The 22,283-nt window shown below is 70.1% G+C and carries 23 protein-coding genes; 5 read left to right on the top strand and 18 right to left on the bottom strand.

Annotated elements, in window-relative coordinates; translation table 11 throughout:
- Positions 1-58 precede the first annotated feature (58 nt).
- From B7R24_RS06630 to B7R24_RS06620, 4 genes are read right to left on the bottom strand one after another with little or no spacing between them, the layout of a single operon-like run.
- Positions 59-703, bottom strand: coding sequence for an ABC transporter ATP-binding protein (locus tag B7R24_RS06630; RefSeq protein WP_367302608.1), 645 nt, complete (start codon positions 701-703; stop codon positions 59-61).
- Positions 700-1,866 (bottom strand): peptidoglycan-binding domain-containing protein, encoded by a 1,167-nt coding sequence (locus tag B7R24_RS17560; RefSeq protein WP_172582733.1) that lies wholly within the window; start codon positions 1,864-1,866, stop codon positions 700-702. Before B7R24_RS17560 ends, B7R24_RS06630 begins: the two co-directional genes overlap by 4 nt.
- A gap of 35 nt (positions 1,867-1,901) precedes the next feature.
- Positions 1,902-2,138 (bottom strand): hypothetical protein, encoded by a 237-nt coding sequence (locus B7R24_RS17290; RefSeq protein ID WP_147303987.1) that lies wholly within the window; start codon positions 2,136-2,138, stop codon positions 1,902-1,904.
- Positions 2,139-2,173: 35 nt separating this feature from the next.
- Positions 2,174-2,497, bottom strand: a complete 324-nt coding sequence (locus B7R24_RS06620; protein ID WP_116418187.1) for a hypothetical protein — start codon at positions 2,495-2,497, stop codon at positions 2,174-2,176.
- A gap of 151 nt (positions 2,498-2,648) precedes the next feature.
- On the opposite strand from B7R24_RS06620, the gene B7R24_RS06615 reads away from it, so the two are divergent.
- Positions 2,649-3,197, top strand: a complete 549-nt coding sequence (locus tag B7R24_RS06615; RefSeq protein ID WP_147303986.1) for a hypothetical protein — start codon at positions 2,649-2,651, stop codon at positions 3,195-3,197.
- A gap of 9 nt (positions 3,198-3,206) precedes the next feature.
- Here the strand turns inward: B7R24_RS06615 and B7R24_RS06610 are convergent, their stop codons facing one another.
- A complete protein-coding gene (locus tag B7R24_RS06610; protein ID WP_147303985.1) occupies positions 3,207-4,448 on the bottom strand; it encodes a hypothetical protein in 1,242 nt (413 codons plus the stop codon).
- Positions 4,449-4,882: 434 nt separating this feature from the next.
- Positions 4,883-5,818, bottom strand: a complete 936-nt coding sequence (locus B7R24_RS06605) for a DnaJ domain-containing protein (protein ID WP_116418184.1) — start codon at positions 5,816-5,818, stop codon at positions 4,883-4,885.
- Positions 5,819-5,906: 88 nt separating this feature from the next.
- On the opposite strand from B7R24_RS06605, the gene B7R24_RS06600 reads away from it, so the two are divergent.
- Positions 5,907-6,734, top strand: a complete 828-nt coding sequence (locus B7R24_RS06600) for an aldo/keto reductase (protein ID WP_116418183.1) — start codon at positions 5,907-5,909, stop codon at positions 6,732-6,734.
- A 69-nt stretch (positions 6,735-6,803) separates the two neighbouring features.
- Here the strand turns inward: B7R24_RS06600 and B7R24_RS06595 are convergent, their stop codons facing one another.
- Positions 6,804-8,252, bottom strand: a complete 1,449-nt coding sequence (locus B7R24_RS06595) for a PLP-dependent aminotransferase family protein (protein ID WP_216363634.1) — start codon at positions 8,250-8,252, stop codon at positions 6,804-6,806.
- On the opposite strand from B7R24_RS06595, the gene B7R24_RS06590 reads away from it, so the two are divergent.
- Positions 8,251-9,267: a DMT family transporter gene (locus B7R24_RS06590; RefSeq protein WP_367302607.1), complete on the top strand. Its 1,017-nt coding sequence runs from the start codon at positions 8,251-8,253 to the stop codon at positions 9,265-9,267. The two genes, B7R24_RS06595 and B7R24_RS06590, sit on opposite strands and share 2 nt — an antisense overlap.
- A 6-nt stretch (positions 9,268-9,273) precedes the next feature.
- Here the strand turns inward: B7R24_RS06590 and B7R24_RS06585 are convergent, their stop codons facing one another.
- From B7R24_RS06585 to B7R24_RS06540, 10 genes are all read right to left on the bottom strand, one after another.
- Complete coding sequence (locus B7R24_RS06585; protein ID WP_116418180.1) at positions 9,274-10,827, bottom strand: AMP-binding protein; 1,554 nt, start codon at positions 10,825-10,827, stop codon at positions 9,274-9,276.
- A gap of 5 nt (positions 10,828-10,832) precedes the next feature.
- The gene (locus B7R24_RS06580; protein WP_116418179.1) at positions 10,833-12,107 is read right to left on the bottom strand and encodes an MSMEG_0565 family glycosyltransferase; all 1,275 of its coding nucleotides are present in this window, start codon (positions 12,105-12,107) and stop codon (positions 10,833-10,835) included.
- A 3-nt stretch (positions 12,108-12,110) separates the two neighbouring features.
- Positions 12,111-13,046 carry a carbon-nitrogen hydrolase family protein gene (locus tag B7R24_RS06575; protein WP_116418178.1) on the bottom strand — a complete coding sequence of 312 codons (936 nt, stop codon included), beginning with the start codon at positions 13,044-13,046 and terminating at the stop codon, positions 12,111-12,113.
- 35 nt (positions 13,047-13,081) lie between these two features.
- Positions 13,082-14,488: an MSMEG_0569 family flavin-dependent oxidoreductase gene (locus B7R24_RS06570; RefSeq protein WP_116418177.1), complete on the bottom strand. Its 1,407-nt coding sequence runs from the start codon at positions 14,486-14,488 to the stop codon at positions 13,082-13,084.
- Complete coding sequence (locus B7R24_RS06565; RefSeq protein WP_116418176.1) at positions 14,485-14,790, bottom strand: MSMEG_0570 family nitrogen starvation response protein; 306 nt, start codon at positions 14,788-14,790, stop codon at positions 14,485-14,487. Before B7R24_RS06565 ends, B7R24_RS06570 begins: the two co-directional genes overlap by 4 nt.
- On the bottom strand, positions 14,783-15,748 hold the full coding sequence (locus B7R24_RS06560; protein ID WP_116418175.1) for a carbon-nitrogen hydrolase family protein: 966 nt from the start codon (positions 15,746-15,748) through the stop codon (positions 14,783-14,785). Before B7R24_RS06560 ends, B7R24_RS06565 begins: the two co-directional genes overlap by 8 nt.
- Complete coding sequence (locus B7R24_RS06555) at positions 15,745-17,262, bottom strand: MSMEG_0567/sll0787 family protein (protein WP_116418174.1); 1,518 nt, start codon at positions 17,260-17,262, stop codon at positions 15,745-15,747. The genes B7R24_RS06560 and B7R24_RS06555 overlap by 4 nt, the downstream gene beginning before the upstream one ends.
- Entirely contained in the window at positions 17,262-18,323 is a 1,062-nt protein-coding gene (locus tag B7R24_RS06550; RefSeq protein WP_116418173.1) for an MSMEG_0568 family radical SAM protein, read from the bottom strand. The genes B7R24_RS06555 and B7R24_RS06550 overlap by 1 nt, the downstream gene beginning before the upstream one ends.
- 7 nt (positions 18,324-18,330) lie before the next feature.
- Positions 18,331-18,858: an MSMEG_0572/Sll0783 family nitrogen starvation response protein gene (locus tag B7R24_RS06545; protein WP_116418172.1), complete on the bottom strand. Its 528-nt coding sequence runs from the start codon at positions 18,856-18,858 to the stop codon at positions 18,331-18,333.
- 80 nt (positions 18,859-18,938) lie between these two features.
- Positions 18,939-19,763, bottom strand: a complete 825-nt coding sequence (locus tag B7R24_RS06540) for an amidohydrolase family protein (RefSeq protein ID WP_116418171.1) — start codon at positions 19,761-19,763, stop codon at positions 18,939-18,941.
- A 109-nt stretch (positions 19,764-19,872) separates the two neighbouring features.
- Between B7R24_RS06540 and B7R24_RS06535 the strand changes: the two genes are divergently transcribed.
- Together B7R24_RS06535 and B7R24_RS06530 are read left to right on the top strand one after the other, a co-directional pair.
- Positions 19,873-20,256, top strand: coding sequence for an A1S_2505 family phage non-structural protein (locus tag B7R24_RS06535; RefSeq protein WP_116418170.1), 384 nt, complete (start codon positions 19,873-19,875; stop codon positions 20,254-20,256).
- A 56-nt stretch (positions 20,257-20,312) separates the two neighbouring features.
- Entirely contained in the window at positions 20,313-21,137 is an 825-nt protein-coding gene (locus B7R24_RS06530; protein WP_116418169.1) for an SDR family NAD(P)-dependent oxidoreductase, read from the top strand.
- Positions 21,138-21,208: 71 nt separating this feature from the next.
- On the opposite strand, the gene B7R24_RS06525 is transcribed toward B7R24_RS06530, so the two are convergent.
- Entirely contained in the window at positions 21,209-22,282 is a 1,074-nt protein-coding gene (locus tag B7R24_RS06525) for an LLM class flavin-dependent oxidoreductase (RefSeq protein WP_116418168.1), read from the bottom strand.
- Position 22,283 lies beyond the last annotated feature (1 nt).

Here is a 22,283-nt window from a genome sequence, read left to right as displayed (position 1 = left end):
CAGGGTAGGGCAGGGCAGGGCGGGGCGGCGGCGCGCGCAGGGGCGGCGCGCCGGAGCATCAGAGCTCCACGACTCGATCGCACCGAGCGACGAGGTCACGGTCGTGCGTCGCGATGATGACGACCGCCCCCTCGTCGGCGACCTCACGGAACGCGCCCCGCACGATGGCCGCCGACTCCGCATCGAGGTTGCCGGTCGGTTCGTCGGCGAGCAGGATGCCAGGGCTCCCCATCAGCGCACGACAGAGGGAGATGCGCTGCGCCTGTCCGCCCGAGATCTGCCCGGGACGGGCGTCGGCACGCCGGTTCACCCCGAACCGCTCCAACAGCTCGTGCGCTCGGTTCACGGATGCCCGGCGGGAGCGGGAGCGATACAGGCACGACTCCAGCACGTTGTCGAGCACCGTACGCTGCGAGTCGAGCAGTGCATCCTGGAACACGAAACCGAGCAGCGTCGCACGGAGTCTCGCACGTCGGAGATCGTTGAGCACCGCGGTCGGAACTCCGTCGAGGGTGACCTCGCCGGCATCCGGGCGCACCATCAGCCCGAGCAGATGGAGCAGCGTCGACTTTCCACGGCCGGACACCCCGGTGACCGCCACGACCTCACCCGCCTCGAACGACCCGTGCCACGCGTCGAAGAGCGGCTCACCACCCCGGAATCCGAAGCTCACGCCCTCGGCGCGCACCCTCACCACGGTCACGGTGCAACCGCTGAGGGCACCCGCACGCGGAGCCCCGGCTGTACGCCGCCGACGACCGCCATTCCGCGGGCCTCGGCCGTGACGGTCACCGGATGCGCCACCCCGCCCTCGTCGAGCAGTGAGAGCGCGTGCTGCGGGTCGGAGCGCAGGGCGATCGCCGGCACCACCGTGCCACGCACCGTCTCGAGCGTGACGATCTCGGCGGCCAGGAGCGTCTGGCCGGTGACCGGCACCGAATCGCAGGCGGCGCCGCAGATGGATGCGGCCGCACCCGGCTCGCCCGCGGCATCCCCGCCCGCGGCCCCGCCCGCGGGCGCCGCGCCCATAGCCCCGCCCGCGGCCTCCGCGCCCATAGCCCCACCCGCGGCCTCCGCGCCCGAAGCCCCGCCCGCGGGCGCCGGCTCGAGCCCCAGCACCACCGTGCCGCCCGACGGTGCGGCGGCGCGCCCCGCGACCGAGGCCTCCCAGCGCTGCCCGCCGGCCGCCGTGATCTCCACGCGGGCGCCGGTCGGGATCTCGGCCGACTGCGCCTCGCCGGCCGGCAGGGTGAACTGCGGAGCGGAGCCGAGCGCGAGCACGACCTCCTCTCCCCCGCCGAGCCGCGCGCCCCGCCGCACCACGTCGGTCTTCAGCGTCAGACGAGCAGGGAGCGTCGGTACGAAGACCACGTCGCCCAGTCGCACCGTTCCGGTCGCGTCGACGCCGAGCGCCTGCTGCCAGCGCTCGATCGCTGCCACCGAGTCGGTGCCGATGGTGCCGTCGATGGCGCCCGCGTAGACGCCCAGGTCGCGGAGCAGGCCCTGCAGCTGGGCCGCATCGTCACCGCTCGTGGCCGAACCGATGTCACGGTAGGCCGGAACACTGCCCTGCGCCGCAACCACCGGGCGCTCGTTCACGCCGTACAGTCGGGCACCCGCCGCCGCCACGGTTCCGGCGGTGGCGTCGACCGAGGTGACCACACCGACCGCCTCGTTCGTACCGACCGGCAAGGCCTGCCATTCGGCGGCGACGTTCAGGGCGAGCCGCGAACCCACCTCCCCCTCCGTCACCGTCACGGTCGCGAAGGCCGCGGGGTCTGCTGCAGCACCGGGCGGCGACAGGACGACCGTGAGTGCCCAACCTGCGACGACACCGCCGGCAACCAGCCCGGCGACCCCGATCATCCCCGCCCGGCCCCCAACTCGAAGGCGCCGGGCACTCATCGGGTGTCACCCCCGGCCCGGCGGATGATCGAGGCCAGAACCCACACGGATTCGGCCTCGAGCTCTGCCAGCTCGTCGAGCACCCGGGTGTCGAAGCGCCCGAGCGTGACCCCGGCCTCGACGCAGGCGAGCACCAGGGTGTCGCAGCCCCGCTCCCGGCCGACTGCCATACCCGAACGGGCGTCTGCCAGCGTGTCGAATGGACCCGTTACCGCAGGTCGCCCGTTCGGCATGATCTCCCTCTCTCCCCTACGTCTCGCGGCGCCGGTCAGAACGAGCCGTCGGCGCAGGAGAAGGCCCGGCCGGTCTCCGTGCCGGCGGGATAGGAGATCTGCATCGCGACCACCCCGTTGCCGCTCGAGAACCGGTGGAACCCCGATCCGAACGTGCGGCTCGACCAGCTGACCCCGTTCGCCTGGTGGTAGTGCACGCTCGTGGCGCTGACGTAGGCCGTCGAGGCGGCCGCGGGCCCGCCGAAACCACACACCTGCGACCCGAAGTCGACCGAGTTGGCCGACGCCGCCGACGAGTTCGCCACGACGAGCGCGGCTGCGACGACGAGAACGGCGAGTGTTGCTGGAACTGACTTCATGACTGATCTCCCTCTTCTCCACCGAGTGCGAGACCGGACGCATTGACGCGAGCCGGCTTCGGTGGGATTGTTGTGTGTGAATAATCCTCACTATACGCCTCAGGCTTTTGCGCCACGTCGGTGAGCCGAAACTCTCAGAAAGGACAGGTGGATGCCCGACAGACGCCGACCCACACCTCTCTTCGCGTGCATGGTGGTGGCCGCGCTGGTGCCACCCGCCGTGACGGCCTGCGGCACCGGCTCCGCGCATCCGGAGCCCACCGTGGAGAGCGCCCTCAGCCAGTCGCCGGTCGCCGATGCCCTCTACCGCTGCATCACCGACCGCGGCTGGACGGTGACACTGACCTCCGACGGCGGCATCGACGCCTCGAGCGACACCATTCCGAAGGAGCAGTACGACCGGTACCTCGCCGACACCTGGGCCTGCAATTCGGAGGTCTCGGCGCGTTTTCCGGTCGACGACCGGCAGAAGCACCTGCTGTACGGCGCCGAACTGGCCGAGCGGGACTGCCTCGAGGCGCACGGCTACGCCGTCGATGAGGCGCCGAGCCTGCAGACCTTCCTCGACGGGTACGAAAGCCGGGCGTGGTCGGCGATGGCGTCGTCGGACGTCGCCCGACTCAGCCAGACCATGGCAGAGAGCGAGTGGGAGGCGATCAACCGGTCCTGTCCGCAACCGGTGCCCGGGGCACTGAAGTAGGGAAAGCTCCTAGGAGCCGAGGCTGACCCCCCGCGCCGCGCCGAAGTCGACGTGCAGGTGCGTGCAGGTGTCGTCGAACGGCGCAAAGTTCGAGAGCGAGATCGAACGGCCGCAGCTCGCCTGGCCGAGTCCGCTGCCCTTGGGAACCAGCGGGTCGAGCAGGCTGATCAGCTTCAGCGAGTCGCTGTCGGCTCCGGTGAGGCCGTGCCCGTTCAGGATGTAGAAGTCGACCGCGTGCCCGCCGCCGTCTTTGTAGTGCGACGACGCCGTACCGGCGCCTTCGATCTGGTTGGTGCAGTGCCGGTTGATGTCACTCACACCGACCTTGTCGAAGTTGTCGACCGCGACCTTGATGGTCTGCAGAACGCGGTAGTCGACGCCGCAGCCCGGCACGGCGACGCCGTTCGACAGGTTGCGGATCTCGGCGATGTGATCGGGCACCGATCCGACGAGCTTGCCGGAGGCGACATCGGCCATCAGCTCGGCGGCGAGGGCCTGCACGGTGGGCGAGACGGTCGTGCCGTTCGTGGAGTCCATCGCCGCCATGTCGCCGGTCGTGGTGTACCCGTCGCGTGTCGAGCTCTGCGAGTTGACCCCGTCGACCGTGAGGCTCTGGATGCCGAGCTGGCTCGACGCGGTGCGGGCCGAGAGCGGCAGGCCGTCGTTCTCGGTGTAGGCGTACGCCGGCAGGGCCAGGGTTGCGACGAGACCGGCGGTGGCTACCATCACCGACGTGTTGACGATGGTGCGCTTGCGCGAGAAGGGCTGTGACGACGACGAGGTGCGTCCGAGACGCGGCATCACGCGCTGTCGGGGGTCTGAGGGCGACGACACGGATGCCCGGGCCTGGCGCGGCGCGGAGACGGAGGTTCTCGGCCTGGCGGGTGCGGGCGTGACGTCGATCGTGCGCGGAGTCGAGTCGACGGCGTGGGGCAGGGCCTCGGGGGCGAGCGGCGCGGTCGCGGGCTCTTCGCGTTCGGCGGGTTCGGGATCGGCTTCGAGATCGGGGTGCCTGCTCGGCACGACGGGTTCGGCCGCCGTCACCGTCGCAGCCGCGACGACCTGCACGGGTACCGTGGTCGGCCCGGTCGGGTCGAAAGCATCCTGGATCGACCGCTCAGCGGGGCCCGCAGCCTGGCTCGCGTCCCGGCGTTCTCTCGGAGCGAGCAGGAGGTGCTCGAGCCCCGTGATGTCGCGGCGGACGCGTCTGCCGGCGGTGGGAACGGAACTCGGAGCGGCAATCGGCGACACGGGCGACTGCGCAGGCGCAGGCCGCGAAGCGGGCGACACCACAGCGCCAGCTGCAGCGGCACGCTGCTCGCGCAGTGCGCGGCGACCCAACGGAACGGCGTCGCCTACCTCTTCAAGACTCGGGCTGGGTACCAGATCGCCGGAACCATCTGGTCCTTCGCTCGCGTGAGTCACGTGTCGTTTTCCTCCAGCGCACTGCGGTGCGCCGGGCCGTGCGTCTTTCACTTCGGCCCGTGGGATCTGGTGCTCAGTGTCCAGATCGAGCGTCGAAACCGTTTCGGGTGGTCGCGACGACTTCTCGAGGTTACCGAACCGTTACCTTTTTGTCACATCAGCCGCGAGACTTCCAGCTTCATTGAAGCTTCAACCGATGCCGTTCGGGGCATACGCCGTGAACGTTCCGGCCCGAGGGAGACCTGCCGGACTCCCGGTCTTCAGACGAACCGGATGCCCTGCTGCAGCCGCGACCGCAGTTCGAAGACGCGGTCGACGCTCGCGCGCTCTCCGCCGCCGACTCCGTTCCGGAGTACCTGCGGCAGTACCGAGCGCCGCACAACCACCGCTCCCGCCTGGCGACCGCGCTCGATCTGCTCGACAGCAGCGTCGAGATCGTCGTCGGGAACGACGATCACCAGGCCCGTGAAACGCACCCCGAGCGTCTTCTGGAGAGTGCGCGCCGCCTGCCCCAGAACTCTGAACGGCTGCTCCTCCTCCCCGATCCCGTCTCCCTCGAGCTCGCCACGGGAGATGCGCACGGTGCTCCCCCAGTCTTCGGACTGCACGGCGAACAGACCGGCCGGCCCGAGCACGATCTGGTCGATGTTGCGCCCCGCCCGGTCGACGAGCACGTTGTTCCAGATCGTGTAGCCGATTCCGAGGGTCGACACGATGCGCGCCGTCTCCTCCTCGGCGAGCGCCTTGGCAAGCCAGCGCCTGATCTCGCGCGGCGCCGACCGCACCAGCGTCGGATCGTACGGGTCGGGCAGCTCGACGCCGCGCCCCACCCACTCCCGCATGAGGCTGAGAAAGTGCTCGCGCTCCACACCGCCGGGGTGTCCGTAGGAGCGGGCTCTGAGCGAGCTGCCCTCCGGTCGGTGGGCACCGGATGCACGGCTCGAGTCACCCGCGGCACGATCATCCGGAGCCGAACGACGTGCCCCCGCGCCGGAGTCGTAGGCCGCACGCTCGGCCTCGGAGCCGACCTGCTCCCAGGCCGCCTGCACAGCGTGGAACTCGGCCGCGCTGCCACCCGTGTCGGGGTGCGTCTCGCGAAGCAGTCGCCGGTAGGCCCGGCGGAGCTCGTCGTCGGTCGAGCGCGGGCTCACCCCGAGCACCTCGTAGGGGGTGCGCGACAAGGGGCTGTCGGCCATGCGGAGTGCTCTCTTCTCGCCGGAACGGCGGCCATGCTGGGGGAAAGTGCTGCGGGGTCGCCCCAGAATAGTTGCCTAAGCTTGAGGCATGACGAACACGGTTCCTGAGCACACTCTGAACGACGGCCTGACCATTCCCCAGCTGGGTTTCGGAGTCTTCAAGGTCGACCCCGACAAGACGGGGCGCATCGTTCGCGACGCTCTCGAGGTGGGCTACCGTCATCTCGACACGGCCGCCATCTACAAGAACGAAGAGGGTGTGGGGCACGCGATCGCCGAGTCGGGCATCGCCCGCGAGGATCTCTTCATCACGACCAAACTGTGGAACAACGACCAGACCGACGCGGTCGAGGCGATGAAGAAGAGCCTCGGCCGGCTGGAGCTCGACTACGTCGACCTGTACCTCATCCACTGGCCCACGCCCGAGAAGGGCACATTCGTCGAGGCGTACAGGGCGCTCGAGGAGTTGCAGGCGCAGGGGTTCGCGAAGTCGATCGGTGTCTCGAACTTCCTGGTGCCGCACCTGGAGCAGTTGCTCGCCGAGACCTCGGTGGTTCCGGCCGTCAACCAGATCGAGCTGCACGTCGACCTGCAGCAGACCGAGCTGCGGGCGTTCCACGCCGAGCACGGCATCGCGACCGAAGCGTGGGGTCCGCTCGGCCAGGGCCGCATCAACTCGTCGCCCGAGCTGCAGGCGATCGCTGACGCCCACCAGAAGTCCGTAGCGCAGGTCATCCTGCGGTGGCACCTGCAGATCGGCAACATCGTCATTCCGAAGTCGAACAACCGCGACCGGATGGCCGAGAACTTCGACCTGTTCGATTTCGAGCTGTCTGCGGCCGATCTCGGTGTGATCGCGCGGCTCGACCGCGGCGAAGACGGGCGAAACGGCAGCCACCCCGCGACCGTCAACTGACGCGGCCGCTGCGGGGCCGCCAGCGCGCTGTGCGGCTGCCCGCGGCCCCGGTCTCGCCCGGCGGCCGGGCTACGGCGCCTCGGCGAGCGCGCCCGCCAGGATCGAGGCGGCCTCCTCGAAGCGGTCCGGGCGGGGCCCCGAGAAGTTGAGGCGCAGGAACGACCCCGGCGGTTCCGTCGGGAACCAGTCGGCACCCGGCGCCACCGCGAGACCGGCGGCCAGGCAGCGGGCGGCGAGAGCACGGGCATCCACTCGGTCGCCGAACTGCACCCAGAGGTTGAGCCCGCCCAGGGGCAGTGACGTGAGGGCGTCGGGCCCGAGTCGGGCCGTGACGAAACCGGCGAGGCTGTCGCGCCGCTGGCGGAGCTGCGAGCGCAGCCGCACGAGGTGGCTGCGCCAGCCCGGATCGGTCACGACATCGACTGCCGCGGCCTGCAGCGTGCCGCTGATGTAGAGGTCGGTGACCGTGCGGTCGACCTGGATCCGCGCGAGCGCCGGGCCACGCGCGATGAGGGCGCCCACGCGGAACGCCGACGAGACACTCTTCGTGAGCGAGCGCAGGTACACCACGTGGCCGTCGGTGTCGTCGCCGATGATCGGCCGCGAGTCAGCCTCGATACCGAAGTCGTGCGCCCAGTCGTCGTCGATCACGAAGGCGTTGCGTGCCCGTACGACGTCGAGGATCGCGCGGGTCTCGGCGGGGGTCCACAGCGCACCGGTCGGGTTTGCGAAGCTCGGCTGCGCATAGAACAGCCGGGCACCGCTGGTCGCGAAGGCCTCGTCGAGCGCCTCTGCCGCCGGTGCGGATGCACCCCGGGCGATCGGCACGATCACGAGGCCCGCCTGGCGGGCGGCCGCGATGGCGCCCCAGTAGGTCGGCGACTCCATGACGATGGCGTCGCCCGGCTGCGCGAGCGCGCGGAAGATCGAGGTGAGGGCGCTCTGGCTGCCCGGAACGATGATCACATCGTCGCTCGAGATTCCGGATGCTCGCGCCCCCGCTCCCGCCCCGACATCGTTCACACGGGTGGTCTCGTTCACACGGTTGGCCTCGTTGGCGAACCAGGTACGAAGATCGCGGAGCCCCGCGACCGGCGGACGGTCGAGCGACGCGGGCCCGCGGGCCGCGCGACGGAGCGCCGAGCGCACGAGACGCACCGGCAGGAGGTCCTCGGCAGGGTACCCGCTGTGCATGGCGATCGCGTCGGGAGCGTTCAGCGCCATCGCCGCTCCCACCGCCTGGGCGCTGTTGCGAGCCGCCCCGAGGGCGGTCGTCTGCCACGAGAAGTCCGACCGGGTGAGGGTGCGCGGGCGGGCGACGAAGGTTCCCGCGCCCGGCCGGGTCTCCACGAGACCCGCCTGCGCCAGGCGCTGCACCACGCGCTGCACGGTCAGGGGGCTCGCCGAGAAGTCGGCGACGAGGGTCCGTGTCGCGGGAAGCCGCGCCCCCGAACCGCTCGCGGCGATCAGTCGGCGGAGGTGCCGCTCGAGCCGGGCATCGGTGCTATCCTGCTGCATGAGTCACAACAGTAGCGCTATCGACGGTTCGGCACATCCGCTATCCGCCGGATCGCCTCCGCCCACCACCGGCCGACGGATGCCCGGGGGCCTGCTGTTCGGTTTCCTGGGGGTGCTCTCCTTCTCTTTCACCCTCCCGTTCACCCGGGTGGCAGTGAGCACGCTCGACCCGCTGTTCGTCGGAGCGGGTCGCGCCGTCGTCGCCGCGGTGCTCTCTGCGATCGTGCTGGCGGTCATCCGTCCCCGCCGCCCTCGCGGCACCGAGTGGGTGCGGCTCCTGGTCGTCGCCGCCGGGGTCGTCGCGGGGTTTCCGCTGCTGACCAGCTTCGCGATGCATTCTGCTCCCGCGTCGCACGGCGCGGTCGTGATCGGGGTGCTGCCGGCGGCGACGGCGGTCGTCGCCGTGTTGCGGGGCGGTGAGCGGCCCACCCGCCGGTTCTGGATCGCCAGTCTGGCGGGGCTCGCCGCGGTGGTGGTCTTCGTGGCAGTGAGCGGCGGCGGATTCAGTGGGCTGCAGCCGTCAGACCTGCTGCTGCTGGCGGCGGTCGTGCTGGCGGCGATCGGCTACGCCGAAGGAGCCCTGCTCGCCCGTGAACTCGGAAGCTGGCAGATCATCTGCTGGGCGCTCGTTCTGACGCTGCCCGTGATGGTTCCGCTGACGCTCCTAGGTGCGTCCCACGGCCCGCTGGTCGCGGGGGCCTCGGGCTGGGTCGCCTTCGCCTACGTGAGCGTGGTCAGCCAGTTTCTCGGGTTCTTCGTCTGGTACCGCGGGCTCGCGATCGGTCCGATTTCGAACGTGAGCCAGATCCAGTTGCTGCAGCCGGTGCTCACCATCGTCTGGGCGGCCCTGTTCTTCGGCGAGCGCCTCGATCCTCTCGTGCTGGTCGCCGCGCTGGTGGTTGTGGCCTGCGCCGGCTTCGCCGTCCGCGCGCGGACGCCCCGGTCGGCGCGCCCGGGTGGCGAACGTGCCGTGCGCCCGCGTGAACCCCACCCGGACGGAGCACGGCCGATGTAAGGCTCTCTACGCCCCCGCATCGGCCGCGTCGCCGCCGGGCTGGTGGTCGGGCGCCGCTGTTCGTGCGCCGAAGCGGGCGCGGAGCCGGTGGCGCCGCACCTTGCCGGCGTCGTCCCGCACCGGTTCCGTGCTGAGCTCGATGCGGCGCGGGCGTTTCTCAGGGTCGAGCCGCGACCGCAGCCATGCGAGCAGCTCCTGCTCGTTCGGCGCGCCCCCGCCCCCGCCCACATCGACGAGCGCCGCCACCACCTCGCCGAGGTCGTCATCGGGCAGGCCGAACACCACCGCCGAACGGATGCCCGGGTGCTGCTCGAGCACACCCTCCACCTCGGCGGGGTACACGTTGACCCCGCCCGTGACGATCAGGTCGTCTGCACGGTCGGCGAGGTAGAGGTACCCGTCCGCGTCGAGGTGGCCGAGGTCGCCGAGCGTGTCCCAGCCGTCCGGGCGCGGTGGCGGGCCGCCGCGGTAGCGGTACGTCGCTCCGTGCGACCGCCTCATCATGATGCGACCGGTTTCGCCCGCGGGCAGGGGCCGGTCATCCGCCCCCCACACCTGCATCTCGGAGCCGCCCGCGGGTCTGCCGACGGATCCCGGATGCTCGAGCCACTCCCGCCCGGAGATGACGGTGAGTCCCTGTGACTCCGCGCCGGCATAGACCTCGGTGACGCGGTCGGGGCCGAGCCAGCCGATGAAGGCGCGCTTCAGCCAGGGTGCGCAAGGCGATCCGATGTGCAGGATCGACTCGAGCGAGCTGAGGTCGGCCGCGGCGCGCGTGTCGGCGGGAAGTCGCCAGATGCGACTCATCACGGTGGGCACGAGGGGCGCCCACGTGACGCGGTGATCGGCGATGGCGGCGAGCACGCGGCGCTCGTCGAAGCGCGGGAGGATCACGAGGGTGTGCCCGGTCATCAACCCGCGCATCGCGTACGTGAAGGGTGCGGAATGGTAGAGCGGCCCGGACACCAGCTGCACCGCACGCGGCGGAATGAACGGGGCGACGCGCCCCTCCGGATCGATGTGGGCCGAAGCGCTGGCGAGGATGAGCTTGGGGCGCCCGGTGCTTCCGCTCGAGGTGGGTGCCTTCCACGAGGCGGCCGCCGCATCGGGCAGGGCCCCGTCGGGGAGCGCGGGCCGGGGTACGAAACCGGCCGGGAGGTGGTGCGGGGGTGCAGGGGTGGGGCGGGTGGCGGCGGCGGGGTCGACAGCGGCGGTAGCGGGGACGTCGGCGGGGCGGAAGCCGACCACGAGGGTGGGCGCGGCCAGGGCAAACACGGCGGCGAGTTCAGCGGAGGGGAGGCGGGGCGAGAGGGGCGCGGGGGTGGCGCCGAGCTTCCAGATCGCGACGCAGCTCTCGACGAATTCGACCGAGTTCGGCAGCGCGACTGTCACCAGGTCATCGACGCCGACCCCGAGCTCGGCATAGGCGCGCCCGAGGCGGTTCGTGCGCCGGTCGAGCTCCCGCCAGGTCAGCGCGATGTGGTCGTCTCGCACCGCGACGGTCTCCGGATGCCGGTCTGCCAGCCACGAGATCGCGCGCGAGATGGTGAGACGGGGCATCCGCGTCAGCCCGCGGAGGGTTCGGGCGCGTCGCCTCCGCGACCACCCGCGGCGTTGGCGGACAGTGCGGCGACAGATTCGGCGGAGGACTCGGCGGCGGCGGACGGTGCGGCGGAGGCCGCTTCCTCTGCGAGGATTGCGCGATACAGCTCGCGGTGGGCGGCTGCGGCGGATGCCCAGCTGTAGCTCCGCGCGAGCGCGCGCCCCTCCGCGGCAGACCACTCGCCGCCACCGCCCTCCCCGACGGGACGTGGAGAGAACGCGGGCGCGGCGGCCGCGGGGGCGGCGCGCAGCGCCAGGAGTGCGGCGAGGGTGCGGGCGATCCCCGCCACATCCGCCGCGTACGCGACCGCGCCGCCGAACACCTCGCGCAGAACCGGCAGGTCACGGGCGACGACCGGCACGCCGGCCGCCAGCGCCTCCATCGCGGCCAGCCCGAATCCTTCCTTCGTCGAGACGAACGAGAGCATCGCCGCGCCCGCCACCAGCGCGGGAAGGTCGTCGTCGACGACGGTTCCGAGCAGGGTGTACTCGATTCCGAGCTCCGCGGCGCGGGCCTCGAACCGCCGCCGGTAGTCGGAGTAGTCGAAGAGCGTCTCCCCTCCGGCGAACACGAGCCGGGCATCCGGAACCGACGAGCGCACCCGGGCGAACGCCTCGAGCAGGTCGATACTGCCCTTCCGCGGCTCGATGCCGCCGACCGCGAGAACATAGGTACCGAGCGACTGCTGCCAGCGGAGCCGGGCGGCCCGGGCATCCGGAGTCTCACCCGCCGCGGCCTCGAAGCGGGCCGAATCGACACCGTTCGCGATGACGGTCGCGGTGCGACCCCAGCCCGCCGCGACCTCGCCGGCGACCGCCGCCGACACACACACGAGCGCCCTCGGACGCACGATGGCCCGCTCATGGCAGGCGACGAGCTCGGGGGTCGTGAACGTGTCGAGGTGGTGCACGGTACGGATGCACTGCTCGACGGCATTCGCCGAGATGCAGTCCTGGGCGTGCACGACGTCGTAGTCGCGCGGGGTGAACGCCCGGCGCAGGGTCTCGATCGAACGGATGATGCGTTCCCCCACACTCTCTCGGTCGAGTCCCTCGAACGGCACCACGCGGAGGCCTACGCGCGGATCGACCCGGCGGAAGAAGGCCTGGTCACCGCCCCGACCGAGCGTCCAGACGTCGACGTGCTCGCCGGCCGCGACGAGCGCCTCGGCGAGTGCGAGTGTGTGCACGACTCCCCCGCGGGGCTTGGTCGAGTAGGTGAGCAGGGCGATCCGCACGGCTCAGGCCCGCCCGACGATGCCGGGGTGGTACGCCGTCGTGGCACGCTCGTGGAGGTGGTGCAGCCTGCGGCGGGCGCGGGCGACCTCGTGCTGCACATCGATGCGGGCTACGGCGAGCGCGCCCTTGTTCCACGTCTTCGCGAGCACATCTCCGCCCGGTCCGACGACCTTCGCCTGGCCGAGAAAACGCAGCCCGCCCATCACACCGGTCTGGTTCGAGGAGACGAGGAAGAGCTGGTTCTCGGCGGCGCGGGCGCAGTCGTAGAGGTCGAAGAGGCGCGACTGGCGATCCTGGGGCAGGCGCTCGGCACGGTTCGTGGTGCTGGCGGGCCAGGCCGAGAGGCAGGCGATGATCTCCGCGCCGTCGAGGGCGAGCGAGCGAGCTGCTTCGGGGAAGGTCTTGTCGTAGTCGATCAGCATGCCGAGGCGTCCGACGGGAGTGTCGAAGGCGGTGAACGAGTCACCGTGATCGTAGACGAGCGACTCCCCCAGGGGCTGGTGCACCTTGCGGTGAACGCCGAGCACTCCGGTCGAGTCGAGGCAGACCGACGTGTTGAACCGCTGCCGGGCATCCGGAGCACCCGGCCCGCCGCCCGTGGCACCCGGCCCACCGCCCGTGGCACCCGGCCCACCGCCCGGAGGTGCCGCATCCGCCACCCTCACCTCCTCCGTGAACGCCAGGCACACCACCATGTCGCCCGCCCACTCGATGATCTGCCTGATCTCGGGCCCGTCGATCTCGACCGGCGGCGGCAGTTCGGAGGGGTCGGGGCTCGCCAGGCTGGCGAGATAGCCGCCGAGGGTGGCGTCGGGAAAGACGAGCAGGTCGACGCCCTGTGCCCGCGCGTCGGCGATGATGCCCGCGATCTTCGGCATCGCCCGCGAGATGTCGCGCCCGAAGTGCGCGGCGACGGCCGCCAGGGTGATCTCTGCCATGGTGTCGAGTGTATAAACAGCGAGCGGGATGCCCGTCAGCCGGCAGCCCCGGAGGAGATCGTCTCGGGTGCAGCGGCAGCGTCGGCAGCAGCGGTCACGGCGCCAGGGTCGGCGGCGTCGCTGGGTGCGTCCGCACCCGCTGCGGTCTGCTCGTAGGGCACCGCCGCGGCCGCAGCCGCCGCGCGCGCACCGAACCCGGGCCCCACGATCGACCGAGCGACGTATTCCGCATCCCGAGCGATGCCGGCGAACCGCCCCGACCCCCACGTGTAGAGCCACGGCAGCCCGAGGAAGTACAGCCCCGGAACACCCGTCACGCCCCGCGTGTGCGTCGGTTGGCCGACCCCGTCGAACACTCCGACGCGAATCCAGCTGTAGTCGGCCCGGTAGCCGATCGACCAGATGATGGTCGACACCTCGTTGATGGCGAGGTCGAGCTCGGTCGCCTCGAACGGCGGATGCCAGACGGGTACGTATCGCTCCTCGACCGGCGCCGAGATGCCCTCACGGGAGATGTACCCGTCGATGTCGTTCTTGATCGATTCGGCGACCGAGTCCGCGTAGTCGAGCGACTCGGCGAGCGTCGGAGCGAACTGCAGCGTCGAGCCGTTGGCCCTCGAGAGGCGCCCGTACAGCCGCATCCCTTCGAGCGCGAACTGTCGCAGGTCGATGTCGCGCCCGCCGTCACGCCCGGTGAAGTAGTGGTTCGTCTTCTCCCGCGCGGCGAGCCCGCCCGGCTGGAGCTGCACCGGAATGTCGTAGACACCCATCTCGTTCAGCCAGTCGAGACTGTCGCGGCCGCGGTAGAAGCGCGGTGCGCGGGGTGCTCCGCCGACCGCGAGATGAACCTTCCGCCCCTCGAGGTGGAGGTCTTCGGCGATCTGGGCCCCCGACTGCCCGGTTCCGACGACCAGGATCGCCCCGGGCGGAAGGTCGGCCGCGTTCTTGTACTCCGAGGAGTGCACCTGGGTGATCCACCGCGGCAGGCGTTCGGCCGAGGCCGGGATGATCGGCTTGTGGTACCCGCCGGTGGCGACGACCACGCTGTCGGCGGTCAGGCGCCCCGCCGTCGTGTCGAGCGCGAATCCGCCGGTCGCCCCCTCGGTCAGCTCGACGACCTCGACGTGCTCACGCACCGGTGCCCGGAACGTCGAGGCGTAGTCGCGCACGAAGTCGTAGACGAGGTCGCGCTTCATGAAGCCTTCGCGGTCATCGCCCGCGTACTCGTAGCCGGGCAGCGCGCACTGCCAGTTCGGAGTGACGAGGGTGAAGTTGTCCCAGCGCCCGTCCTTCCATTCGTGGGCGATGGTGCCGCGTTCGAGCAGCACGTGCTCGACACCCTGCTGCGTGAGGTGCCAGCTGGCCGAGAGCCCGGCCTGGCCGGCGCCGATGATGACGACGGTGTGGTGCTCGACCTCAGGATCGATCTCCGCCCCGCTCATGAGTCCACCTCGAGCGGCGGAACCATCGCCAGCACTTCGACACGGGCATCCGGAGCCGCGGTGAACCGTGACGCGACCGCCGCGATCTCGCTCTGCTGCTGCCTCGCCGAGGTGCATTCGAAGCCGAACTTCGCCCGAACCCGCTCGCTTGCGAGGTCGAGCGCGGTGTTCGTGCGCGAGATGAACTCGGCCAGCGGATACGACGCACCCACGGTGAGGTGATCGTGCATGACCAGCGAGGGCGAGTAGCAGTCGGCGACACGGCCATCGGGCCAGCGAACGGTGAACGTCATCTCAGGCATGGGTGACCTCCGGCTCTGCCACGTGCGCGACGGCCTGCGGTGCCTGAATCGCGGCACGGTCGGGGTCGGGGGCGGCCGGGGCCACCGCCGGCTCAGCCGTCAGGTACGCCGCGGGACGGCGGTCGCGCAGGTGGAACATCGAGCGGCGCGCGGTGCCGAGCAACTCGGCGACGTCGACCGTCGCCACGGCCATCCCGCTCGCGGTGCCGGTCGTCGCCAGCACATCGCCTCCCGGGCCCACCACTTTCGCGTTGCAGACGAACCGCAGCGAACCGAACGTGCCGCTCTGGTTCGACGCCACCCACACCACCTGGTTCTCGAGTGCGCGCGCCTGGTCGAAGAGGTTGAAGCGCTTGGTCCAGCGGTCTTCGCTGAGGTCGTCGCTCGACGCCGTCTGCGAGGCGGGCCAGGCCGAGATGCACACCACGATCTCGGCACCGTCGAGCGCGAGCGACCGGGCGGCCTCGGGAAAAGCCTTGTCGTAGCAGATGAGCATGCCCATCCGGCCGATCGGGGTGTCGAACGCCTCGAACGACTCCCCCGGCGCGTACGACAGGTTCTCACCGAGCGGCTGGTGCACCTTGCGGTGAACACCCAGGATTCCCGTTCCATCCAGTGCCACAGCGGTGTTGTAGCGCAGCTCCCCCTCGGCCTCGCAGAATCCGAACACCACGATCACGTCGCCCGCCATGGCGATGACGCGCGCGATCTCGGGGCCGTCGAGGCGCAGCGCCGGCGGCAGCGAGTTCGGCCGGCTCTTGAGGGTCTCCGCGACATCCCTGCCGCCCCCCAGGCTCGAGAGGTACCCGCCGAGGGCGGCCTCGGGCAGGGCCACCAGCGCGACGCCCTCTTCACGCGCCGCGGCCAGCAGCCGGGCGATCGTTCGATAGCTCTCGTCGAGGTCGCGCCCGAAGTTCTCGGCCACGGCCGCCACGCGCACGGGTTGTGCGTTCGTCATGCTCGTCCCAATCCCGTGACCGTGGAGTCGACCACGGTCGTCACGTCTCCGTCAGGCCAGCGCAGGCGAACGCCCCGCTGGTGTGTCATGGTGCCGCACTCGGCCGACACGGCGAGGGGCGGATGCCCGGCAGAGCCGCCACGAGAATTTACCCCGGCGCCGGGGCCCGAGCCCGCGGCCCCGCCCGAACCCTCGGCGAGCACCACACCCATTCGCCCCGCACCCGGCGCATCGGCCGTCACCATCCCGAACCCCGGGAAGCAGGTCAGCCAGTCGGCCATTCCCGCCGTTCCCGGCCGCGGAATCTCAGCCACGTAGAGCTCGGCACCCACCCCGGAGGCCTCGGCCATCATGCCGACGGTGCCGACGAGCCCCGCCATGCTCACGTCTTTCGCAGCGGCCGGTCGGGCGGTCGGCACCAGAGCACCCAGCGCCCGCAGTTCGGCGCCCGTGCGCCCCGACGTCGAATCCCACTGCGACCCGTCGTAGCCGCGCCGCCAGCCCCCGCTGAGGTCGGCGGTCACCGTGAGCGCGTGTCCGGCCCGGGCCCCGCCACCCCGCACCGGGTGCGCTGTACGACCGAGCGCGGTGACCGACAGTGACGCCGGAACGCCGAGCTGCGTGTGCCCACCGAGCACCGGTACGCCCCACGCCTCGGTCGCCGCCCGGAGGCCCGACATGATGCGGCGGGCGAAGGAGGCGTCGCGGGCGCCGAGCGAGTCGAGCACGCCCACCGCCTCTGCGCCCATCGCGCTGATGTCGTTGAGGTTCACGAGGATGGCGCACCAGCCTGCCCACTCCGGGTCACGCTCCACCATCGCGGGCAGGATCGCGTCGCATGCCGCGATCACGTCGGTACCCGGAACCGGCGCACCGTCGTCGCCCACGTACTCGGGCCCGCCGAGGGAGAGCGGATGCGCATTCGTCCACCCGCCGAACGGATCGAGCAGCGCCTCCAGGTGCGCTTTCGCCTGGTCGGATGCCCGCTGGACCCGTCCGATCGGCCACCGCACCCTCGCGTGCCGCACCCCGGCGACCGTCGTTTCACCGAGACGCTCCCAGCCGAGCTTCGCGAACATCCGCTCTGCTGCCGGCTGCACCGTCGCCTCGAACCTCAGCACACCGCGTGCCTCTGCGTGTGCGCAGGCGGCCTTCACCAGCGCCGCCCCGATGCCGAGCTGGCCCCGGGCGGCGCGGGCGACGACGAGACGCGAGCCCGTCCACCAGCCGAGGTCGGGTGCCGGCAGGGGTATGGCCGGACTCAGCCGCACCCCTCCCAGCACCGTTCCGTCGGCGGCTCGCGCCACCAGCACCACGGTGCGCTCATCCAGGTCGAGCTCATCGAGGTCGTGCCCGTCGAAGAGCTGCTGCTCCTCGACGAAGGTCTCGCGTCGCAACACCCGGTACGCCCTGACCTCGGCCGCGTCGGCTTCGTGGATGAGGAACGCAACGGGCGCCGCAGGGTGGGGTGCCGTGCGCGGCGACCCCATCAGGAACGGGACGTCGATGCTCATCACGCGCCCGCCGTCTTCAGGATGCTGCAGGCTCCGCACGCCGCGCAGCCGGCCTGCTGGTCGGCTCCGTGCATCCCGGCTGCCACCAGTGACAGCCCGACCCGGCGTGACACGTCTTCGAGCACCAACCGGTTCGGCGCGGGAACATGGTCGACGTCGGTCGCGAGCGTGCCCTTCAGCGGGCGGAACGGCACGACGAACGGGTACACCCCCATGTCGATGAGCTCCTGCGCCCCGGCCACGAACTCGTCCGGGTCTTCACCCATCCCCACGAGCAGGTACGTCGAGACCTGGTTGTGGCCGAACACGCGCACGGCCTCACGCCAGGCCGCGCGGTATTCATGGAGGCTGACAGAACTCTTGCCGGGCATCCATTTCGCGCGTACATCGTCGTTCATCGATTCGACGTGGATGCCGATCGAGCGCGCCCCCGCCTCGTAGAGGTCGGTGATCGTCTGCAGGTCGCCGGGCGGCTCGCACTGCACCTGGATGGGCAGGTCGGGCAGTACCGCTCTGACGGCCTTCACGCAGCGCGCGAGATGCTTCGCACCCCGATCCTTGCCCTTCGAGGTGCCCGTCGTCATCACCATCTGCTGGATGCCGTCGAGCTCGTACGCGGCGAGCGCGACCTCGGCGATCATCGCGGGAGTCTTGACCGCGATCGTCGCCCCCGACCGCAGCGACGCCTCGATCGCGCAGAACCGGCAGCGGTCGGTTTCGCCGTACCGGATGCACGTCTGAACCACAGTCGTCGCCAGCACGTTCGCGCCGTGCAGCCGCGCGATCTGCTCGTACGACACCCCGTCGGCCGTGCTCAGGTCGTAGAACTTCGGGCGCGTGACAGGCACCACGTCGAGCCCCATGTCGGCACCGTCGAGCAGCAGCCGCCCGTTCTTGACGAGGTAGGGGCTGTTCGGATTCTGCGGAATCGCCGCCTGCTCGCCCCCGAACATGACGTGCGCGTCGTCGCTCGGCCCCGCGCCGGCCTGCCGGGTGACGGGTGCGTCGACGCGGATGCCGCGGATCGCGACATCCACTCGGGTCGACAGTGCATTCGACACGGGTCTCCTAGAGGTTGTAGGTCGAGTTGATGATCGCGCCCTTGTTGGCGTAGTGGATGAGGGCGTCCTGCACGTCGAGCGGGTGGCACGGAATGCAGCCTTCGATCAGGTCTTCTTCACGCAGGCCGTGCAGCGACAGGCCGAAGCGGCAGACGAAGACCGTGCCGCCCTCCTTGATGAAGGTCTCGAGCGAGTTGTTGATGTTCTGCTCGCCCGGGAACGCGCTGTCACCGGTGGTCGGGAAGCCACGGGTCGCCATCGCGTTCATCGCGCCGGGACCGTAGAAGTAGAGCACCGACTCATAGCCCTTGCGGAGGGCCCGGGTCGCCTGCAGAATCGCGACGAAGCTGACGGATGACTCGTGCGCGATGCCGTGCACGAGCGTGAGGTACGACTGGCCGGGCTCGGCCTGGTAGTCGGGGAAGATCTTGGTCGAGCCGTAGATGTTGCTGCCCTTCGGCAGCGAAGGGTGCGGAATCTCGGCGATCGACTTCGCGATGTTCTCCTGGATGGTGGTTTCGATGTCGTCTGACACGGTGGTTCTCCTTTGTTGTGGGTGGAGCTTCAGGCGGTCGGTGCGATCAGGCGGTCGGTGCGATCAGGCCGTCGGTGCGATCAGGCGTAGAGCGTTGCGAAGTTCTCGCGCAGAAACAGGTCTGCGAGCTCGGTGTCCTTCACGGCGGCGTGCATGCGGGCATACTCGCCCTCGTGGTCGCCCCATGGGGCATCGCTGGCGAACAGGATGCGGTCTTCGCCGAAACCCCGGCGTTCGATCTCCTGCACGAGCCAGCGCGGGGCGAAGCCGATGGTCCAGCTGGTGTCGGTGTAGACCTTCTTGCCGGCGGCGATCCAGTCGAAGAGCCGACCGCCGATGAGCTTCATGTTGCCGCTCATGCCGCCGCCGAGGTGAACGAGATGGATCTTCACGTCATCGCCGTACTCCTCGACGAGTGCGCCGACCTGGTCGATGTCGGATGCCCCGCCGGGCGACGTGTGCACGTGAACCACGAGATCGTGCTCGCGCGCGGTCTCGAAGATGCGGTCGAGGGCCGGGGCGCAGGCCTCATCGGTTGCGCTGCCACCGAGCAGGAAGCTGGTCTTGAGCGCCCGGACTCCGGCCTCGCCCGCGAGCGCCAGGGCCTGTTCGGTCAGCAGGATGTCCTGGGGCCGGGGCGACACCCACAACCCGCACAGGATGCGCTCGTTTTTCTGCGCGGCTTCGATGGCCAGCGGGTTCAGTTCGAAGGCGGCCGACGCCACGGGAACACCGTAGTTCGGCAGCACGAGGGCACGGTCTGTCTGCTCGGCATCCACGTCGGCCATGAACTCGGCGATGGTGGCCCGGGCGGTGGTATCCGGGTTGATGGCGGGCCCGCCGTAGAATGGGTACGCAGGCAGCACTCCGATGTGCCGATGTGCATCCGATGTCGTGGGGGCCATGTCATCAAGTCTTCGGCTCACCCGTTTCGGCTTGGTTTCAGGCGGAATACGGTCGTGTTTCACCACCCCCGCTTGTGTGAACAGTGTGCGCACGCGTAGTTTTCGAGCCATGGATGCACAGATAACCCGCCTCGAACCGAACGAGATCTTCGTGTTCGGCTCGAACGCGTCGGGCGCCCACGGTGGCGGAGCCGCACGCACCGCCTACGAGAAGTTCGGAGCGGTCTGGGGCCAGGGGCATGGGCTGCAGGGCCAGAGCTACGGCATCGACACGATGAGCGGGCTCAAGGCGATGGCCGCCGACGTGGCCGAGTTTCTCGACGTCGCTCGCGCACGCCCCGAGCTGATGTTCCTCGTGACTGAGATCGGCTGCGGCATCGCGGGCTACACCCCGGCCCAGGTCGCACCGTACTTCTCAGAGGTTCCCGGCAACGTACGATTACCCTCCCGGTTCGCCGCGATCATCGACGGCACGGCGGACCAGCGAGAATAGAGGTGTACCGGGCGTCGCACTCCTGCACACCTGATCCAGCGCTTTTTGGAGAACGAATGCCCCAGAGAACTGTTGTCATCACGGGTGCGAGCGACGGCATCGGTGCCGCCGCGGCCCGGGCGCTGAAGCGTCGCGGCGATGATGTCGTCATCGTGGGGCGCTCACCCGCCAAGACGAAGGCCGTCGCCGACGAACTCGCCGTGCCGTACTACCTCGCCGACTACGCCCGGCTCGACGACGTGCACGCTCTGGCAGCGACACTGCTCGAGAACCACCCCCGCATCGACATTCTGGCGAACAACGCGGGTGGCCTGATGTCGGCCCGGGAAGAGACGGTCGACGGGCTCGAGAAGACGATGCAGGTGAACCACTTCGCGCCGTTCCTGCTGACGAACCTGCTGCTCGACCGGCTGACGGCTTCCCAGGGCGTGGTCATCAACACCGCCAGCGTCGCGAACAGCCTGTACGGCAAGATCGACATCGACGATCTCAACCTGCGACAGAAGTACACGCCGAACCTCGCCTACGGCAACGCGAAGCTCTCGAACATCCTGTTCACCCGTGAACTCGACCGCCTGCACGCGGCCGACGGCATTGCCACGGCGGCGTTCCACCCGGGCATCGTGGGAACGAGCTTCGCGGCCGGCTCGACGAGCAACCTGCGCTTCGTGTACCGCACGGTGCTGGGGCGGCTGATGATGTCGCCCGAGAAGGGCTCCGACACACTGGTCTGGCTGGCCAGCACGGAGCCTGCGGTCGACTGGGTGCCCGGGCAGTACTACGAGCGCCGAAAGATCCAGCGGGCGACGAAGCAGGCGTACGACAGCGCGCTCGCCACCCAGCTGTGGGAGACGAGCGCGCGCATGGTCGGACTCCCCTAGAGCGTTCGCGGTTTTGCGCAAAAGCACCACAAACCTCCGGTTTGGGTGCTTTTGCGCAAAACGGGCTCGGGCTAGAGGGCGACCGGGGCCTTTGACTCGGAGAGCAGCTCGTGGACGCGGGGTACGACCTGGGTGCCGTAGAGCTCGATGTTCTTCATCATGTTCTCGTGGGGGAGAGTTCCGGCACTGTACTTGAGGTCGAACCGGTTGGCTCCGAGCACCTCGAGGGTGGTCGCGATCTTGCGGGCGACCGTTTCGGGCGAACCCACGTAGATGGCGCCGTTCGGGGTGGCTTCGCCCTCGAACTGCATGCGGGTGAGGGGCGGCCAGCCGCGGCTCGCGCCGATGCGGGCATGCATCAGCTGGTAGTGCGGGAAGAACTCCTCGCGCGCCTGCTCATCGGTCTCGGCCACGTACCCGGGCGAGTGCACACCGATGGCCTGCATCGGCAGTTCCATCTGGGCGAGCGCACGCTTGTACAGGTCGACGTAGGGCGCGAAGCGAGCGGAAGACCCACCGATGATCGCGAGCATCATCGGCAGCCCGTACCGGGCGGTGCGCACGACCGACTCGGGGCTGCCTCCGACACCGATCCAGGTGCGGAGCGAGCCGCTCTCGGTGACCGGGAACACCCGCTGATCGGTCAGCGGTGCACGGGTCGTGCCGCTCCACGTCACCGGCTTCTCGGCGAGGAGGTGGGTGAACAGCTCCAGCTTCTCCTCGAAGAGCTTCTCGTAGTCGCCGAGGTCGTAGCCGAACAGCGGAAAGGACTCGGTGAACGAACCGCGGCCCAGGATGACCTCGGCGCGACCATCCGACACCGCATCGAGCGTCGAGAAGCGCTGGAAGACGCGCACCGGGTCGTCGGAACTCAGAACGGTCACGGCCGAGCCGAGGTGGATGTTCTGCGTGCGACTCGCGATGGCGGCCAGCACCACGTCGGGGGCCGAGACGGCGTAGTCCTCGCGGTGGTGCTCTCCCACACCGAAGAAGCTGAGGCCGACCTGATCGGCCAGAACGCCCTCTTCGACGACGTTGCGAATGGTCTGGGCCTGGCTGACGGCGGAACCGTCGGGCGCCTGGGTGACATCCCCGAACGTGTCGAGTCCGAACTCGATGCGGTCTGTTGCTACTGCTTCAGTCATG

This window comes from Subtercola boreus, from assembly GCF_003399645.1.
Taxonomy (GTDB): domain Bacteria; phylum Actinomycetota; class Actinomycetes; order Actinomycetales; family Microbacteriaceae; genus Subtercola; species Subtercola boreus_A.
This window is presented reverse-complemented; position numbering and strand designations above follow the sequence as displayed.

Coding starts and splice junctions, on each gene's coding strand:
- B7R24_RS17560 (WP_172582733.1), bottom strand. CDS start 1,866: ATGATCGGGGTCGCCGGGCTGGTTGCCGGCGGTGTCGTCGCAGGTTGG.
- B7R24_RS17290 (WP_147303987.1), bottom strand. CDS start 2,138: ATGCCGAACGGGCGACCTGCGGTAACGGGTCCATTCGACACGCTGGCA.
- B7R24_RS06620 (WP_116418187.1), bottom strand. CDS start 2,497: ATGAAGTCAGTTCCAGCAACACTCGCCGTTCTCGTCGTCGCAGCCGCG.
- B7R24_RS06615 (WP_147303986.1), top strand. CDS start 2,649: ATGCCCGACAGACGCCGACCCACACCTCTCTTCGCGTGCATGGTGGTG.
- B7R24_RS06605 (WP_116418184.1), bottom strand. CDS start 5,818: ATGGCCGACAGCCCCTTGTCGCGCACCCCCTACGAGGTGCTCGGGGTG.
- B7R24_RS06600 (WP_116418183.1), top strand. CDS start 5,907: ATGACGAACACGGTTCCTGAGCACACTCTGAACGACGGCCTGACCATT.
- B7R24_RS06590 (WP_367302607.1), top strand. CDS start 8,251: ATGAGTCACAACAGTAGCGCTATCGACGGTTCGGCACATCCGCTATCC.
- B7R24_RS06595 (WP_216363634.1), bottom strand. CDS start 8,252: ATGCAGCAGGATAGCACCGATGCCCGGCTCGAGCGGCACCTCCGCCGA.
- B7R24_RS06585 (WP_116418180.1), bottom strand. CDS start 10,827: ATGCCCCGTCTCACCATCTCGCGCGCGATCTCGTGGCTGGCAGACCGG.
- B7R24_RS06575 (WP_116418178.1), bottom strand. CDS start 13,046: ATGGCAGAGATCACCCTGGCGGCCGTCGCCGCGCACTTCGGGCGCGAC.
- B7R24_RS06570 (WP_116418177.1), bottom strand. CDS start 14,488: ATGAGCGGGGCGGAGATCGATCCTGAGGTCGAGCACCACACCGTCGTC.
- B7R24_RS06565 (WP_116418176.1), bottom strand. CDS start 14,790: ATGCCTGAGATGACGTTCACCGTTCGCTGGCCCGATGGCCGTGTCGCC.
- B7R24_RS06560 (WP_116418175.1), bottom strand. CDS start 15,748: ATGACGAACGCACAACCCGTGCGCGTGGCGGCCGTGGCCGAGAACTTC.
- B7R24_RS06555 (WP_116418174.1), bottom strand. CDS start 17,262: ATGAGCATCGACGTCCCGTTCCTGATGGGGTCGCCGCGCACGGCACCC.
- B7R24_RS06540 (WP_116418171.1), bottom strand. CDS start 19,763: ATGGCCCCCACGACATCGGATGCACATCGGCACATCGGAGTGCTGCCT.
- B7R24_RS06535 (WP_116418170.1), top strand. CDS start 19,873: ATGGATGCACAGATAACCCGCCTCGAACCGAACGAGATCTTCGTGTTC.
- B7R24_RS06530 (WP_116418169.1), top strand. CDS start 20,313: ATGCCCCAGAGAACTGTTGTCATCACGGGTGCGAGCGACGGCATCGGT.
- B7R24_RS06525 (WP_116418168.1), bottom strand. CDS start 22,282: ATGACTGAAGCAGTAGCAACAGACCGCATCGAGTTCGGACTCGACACG.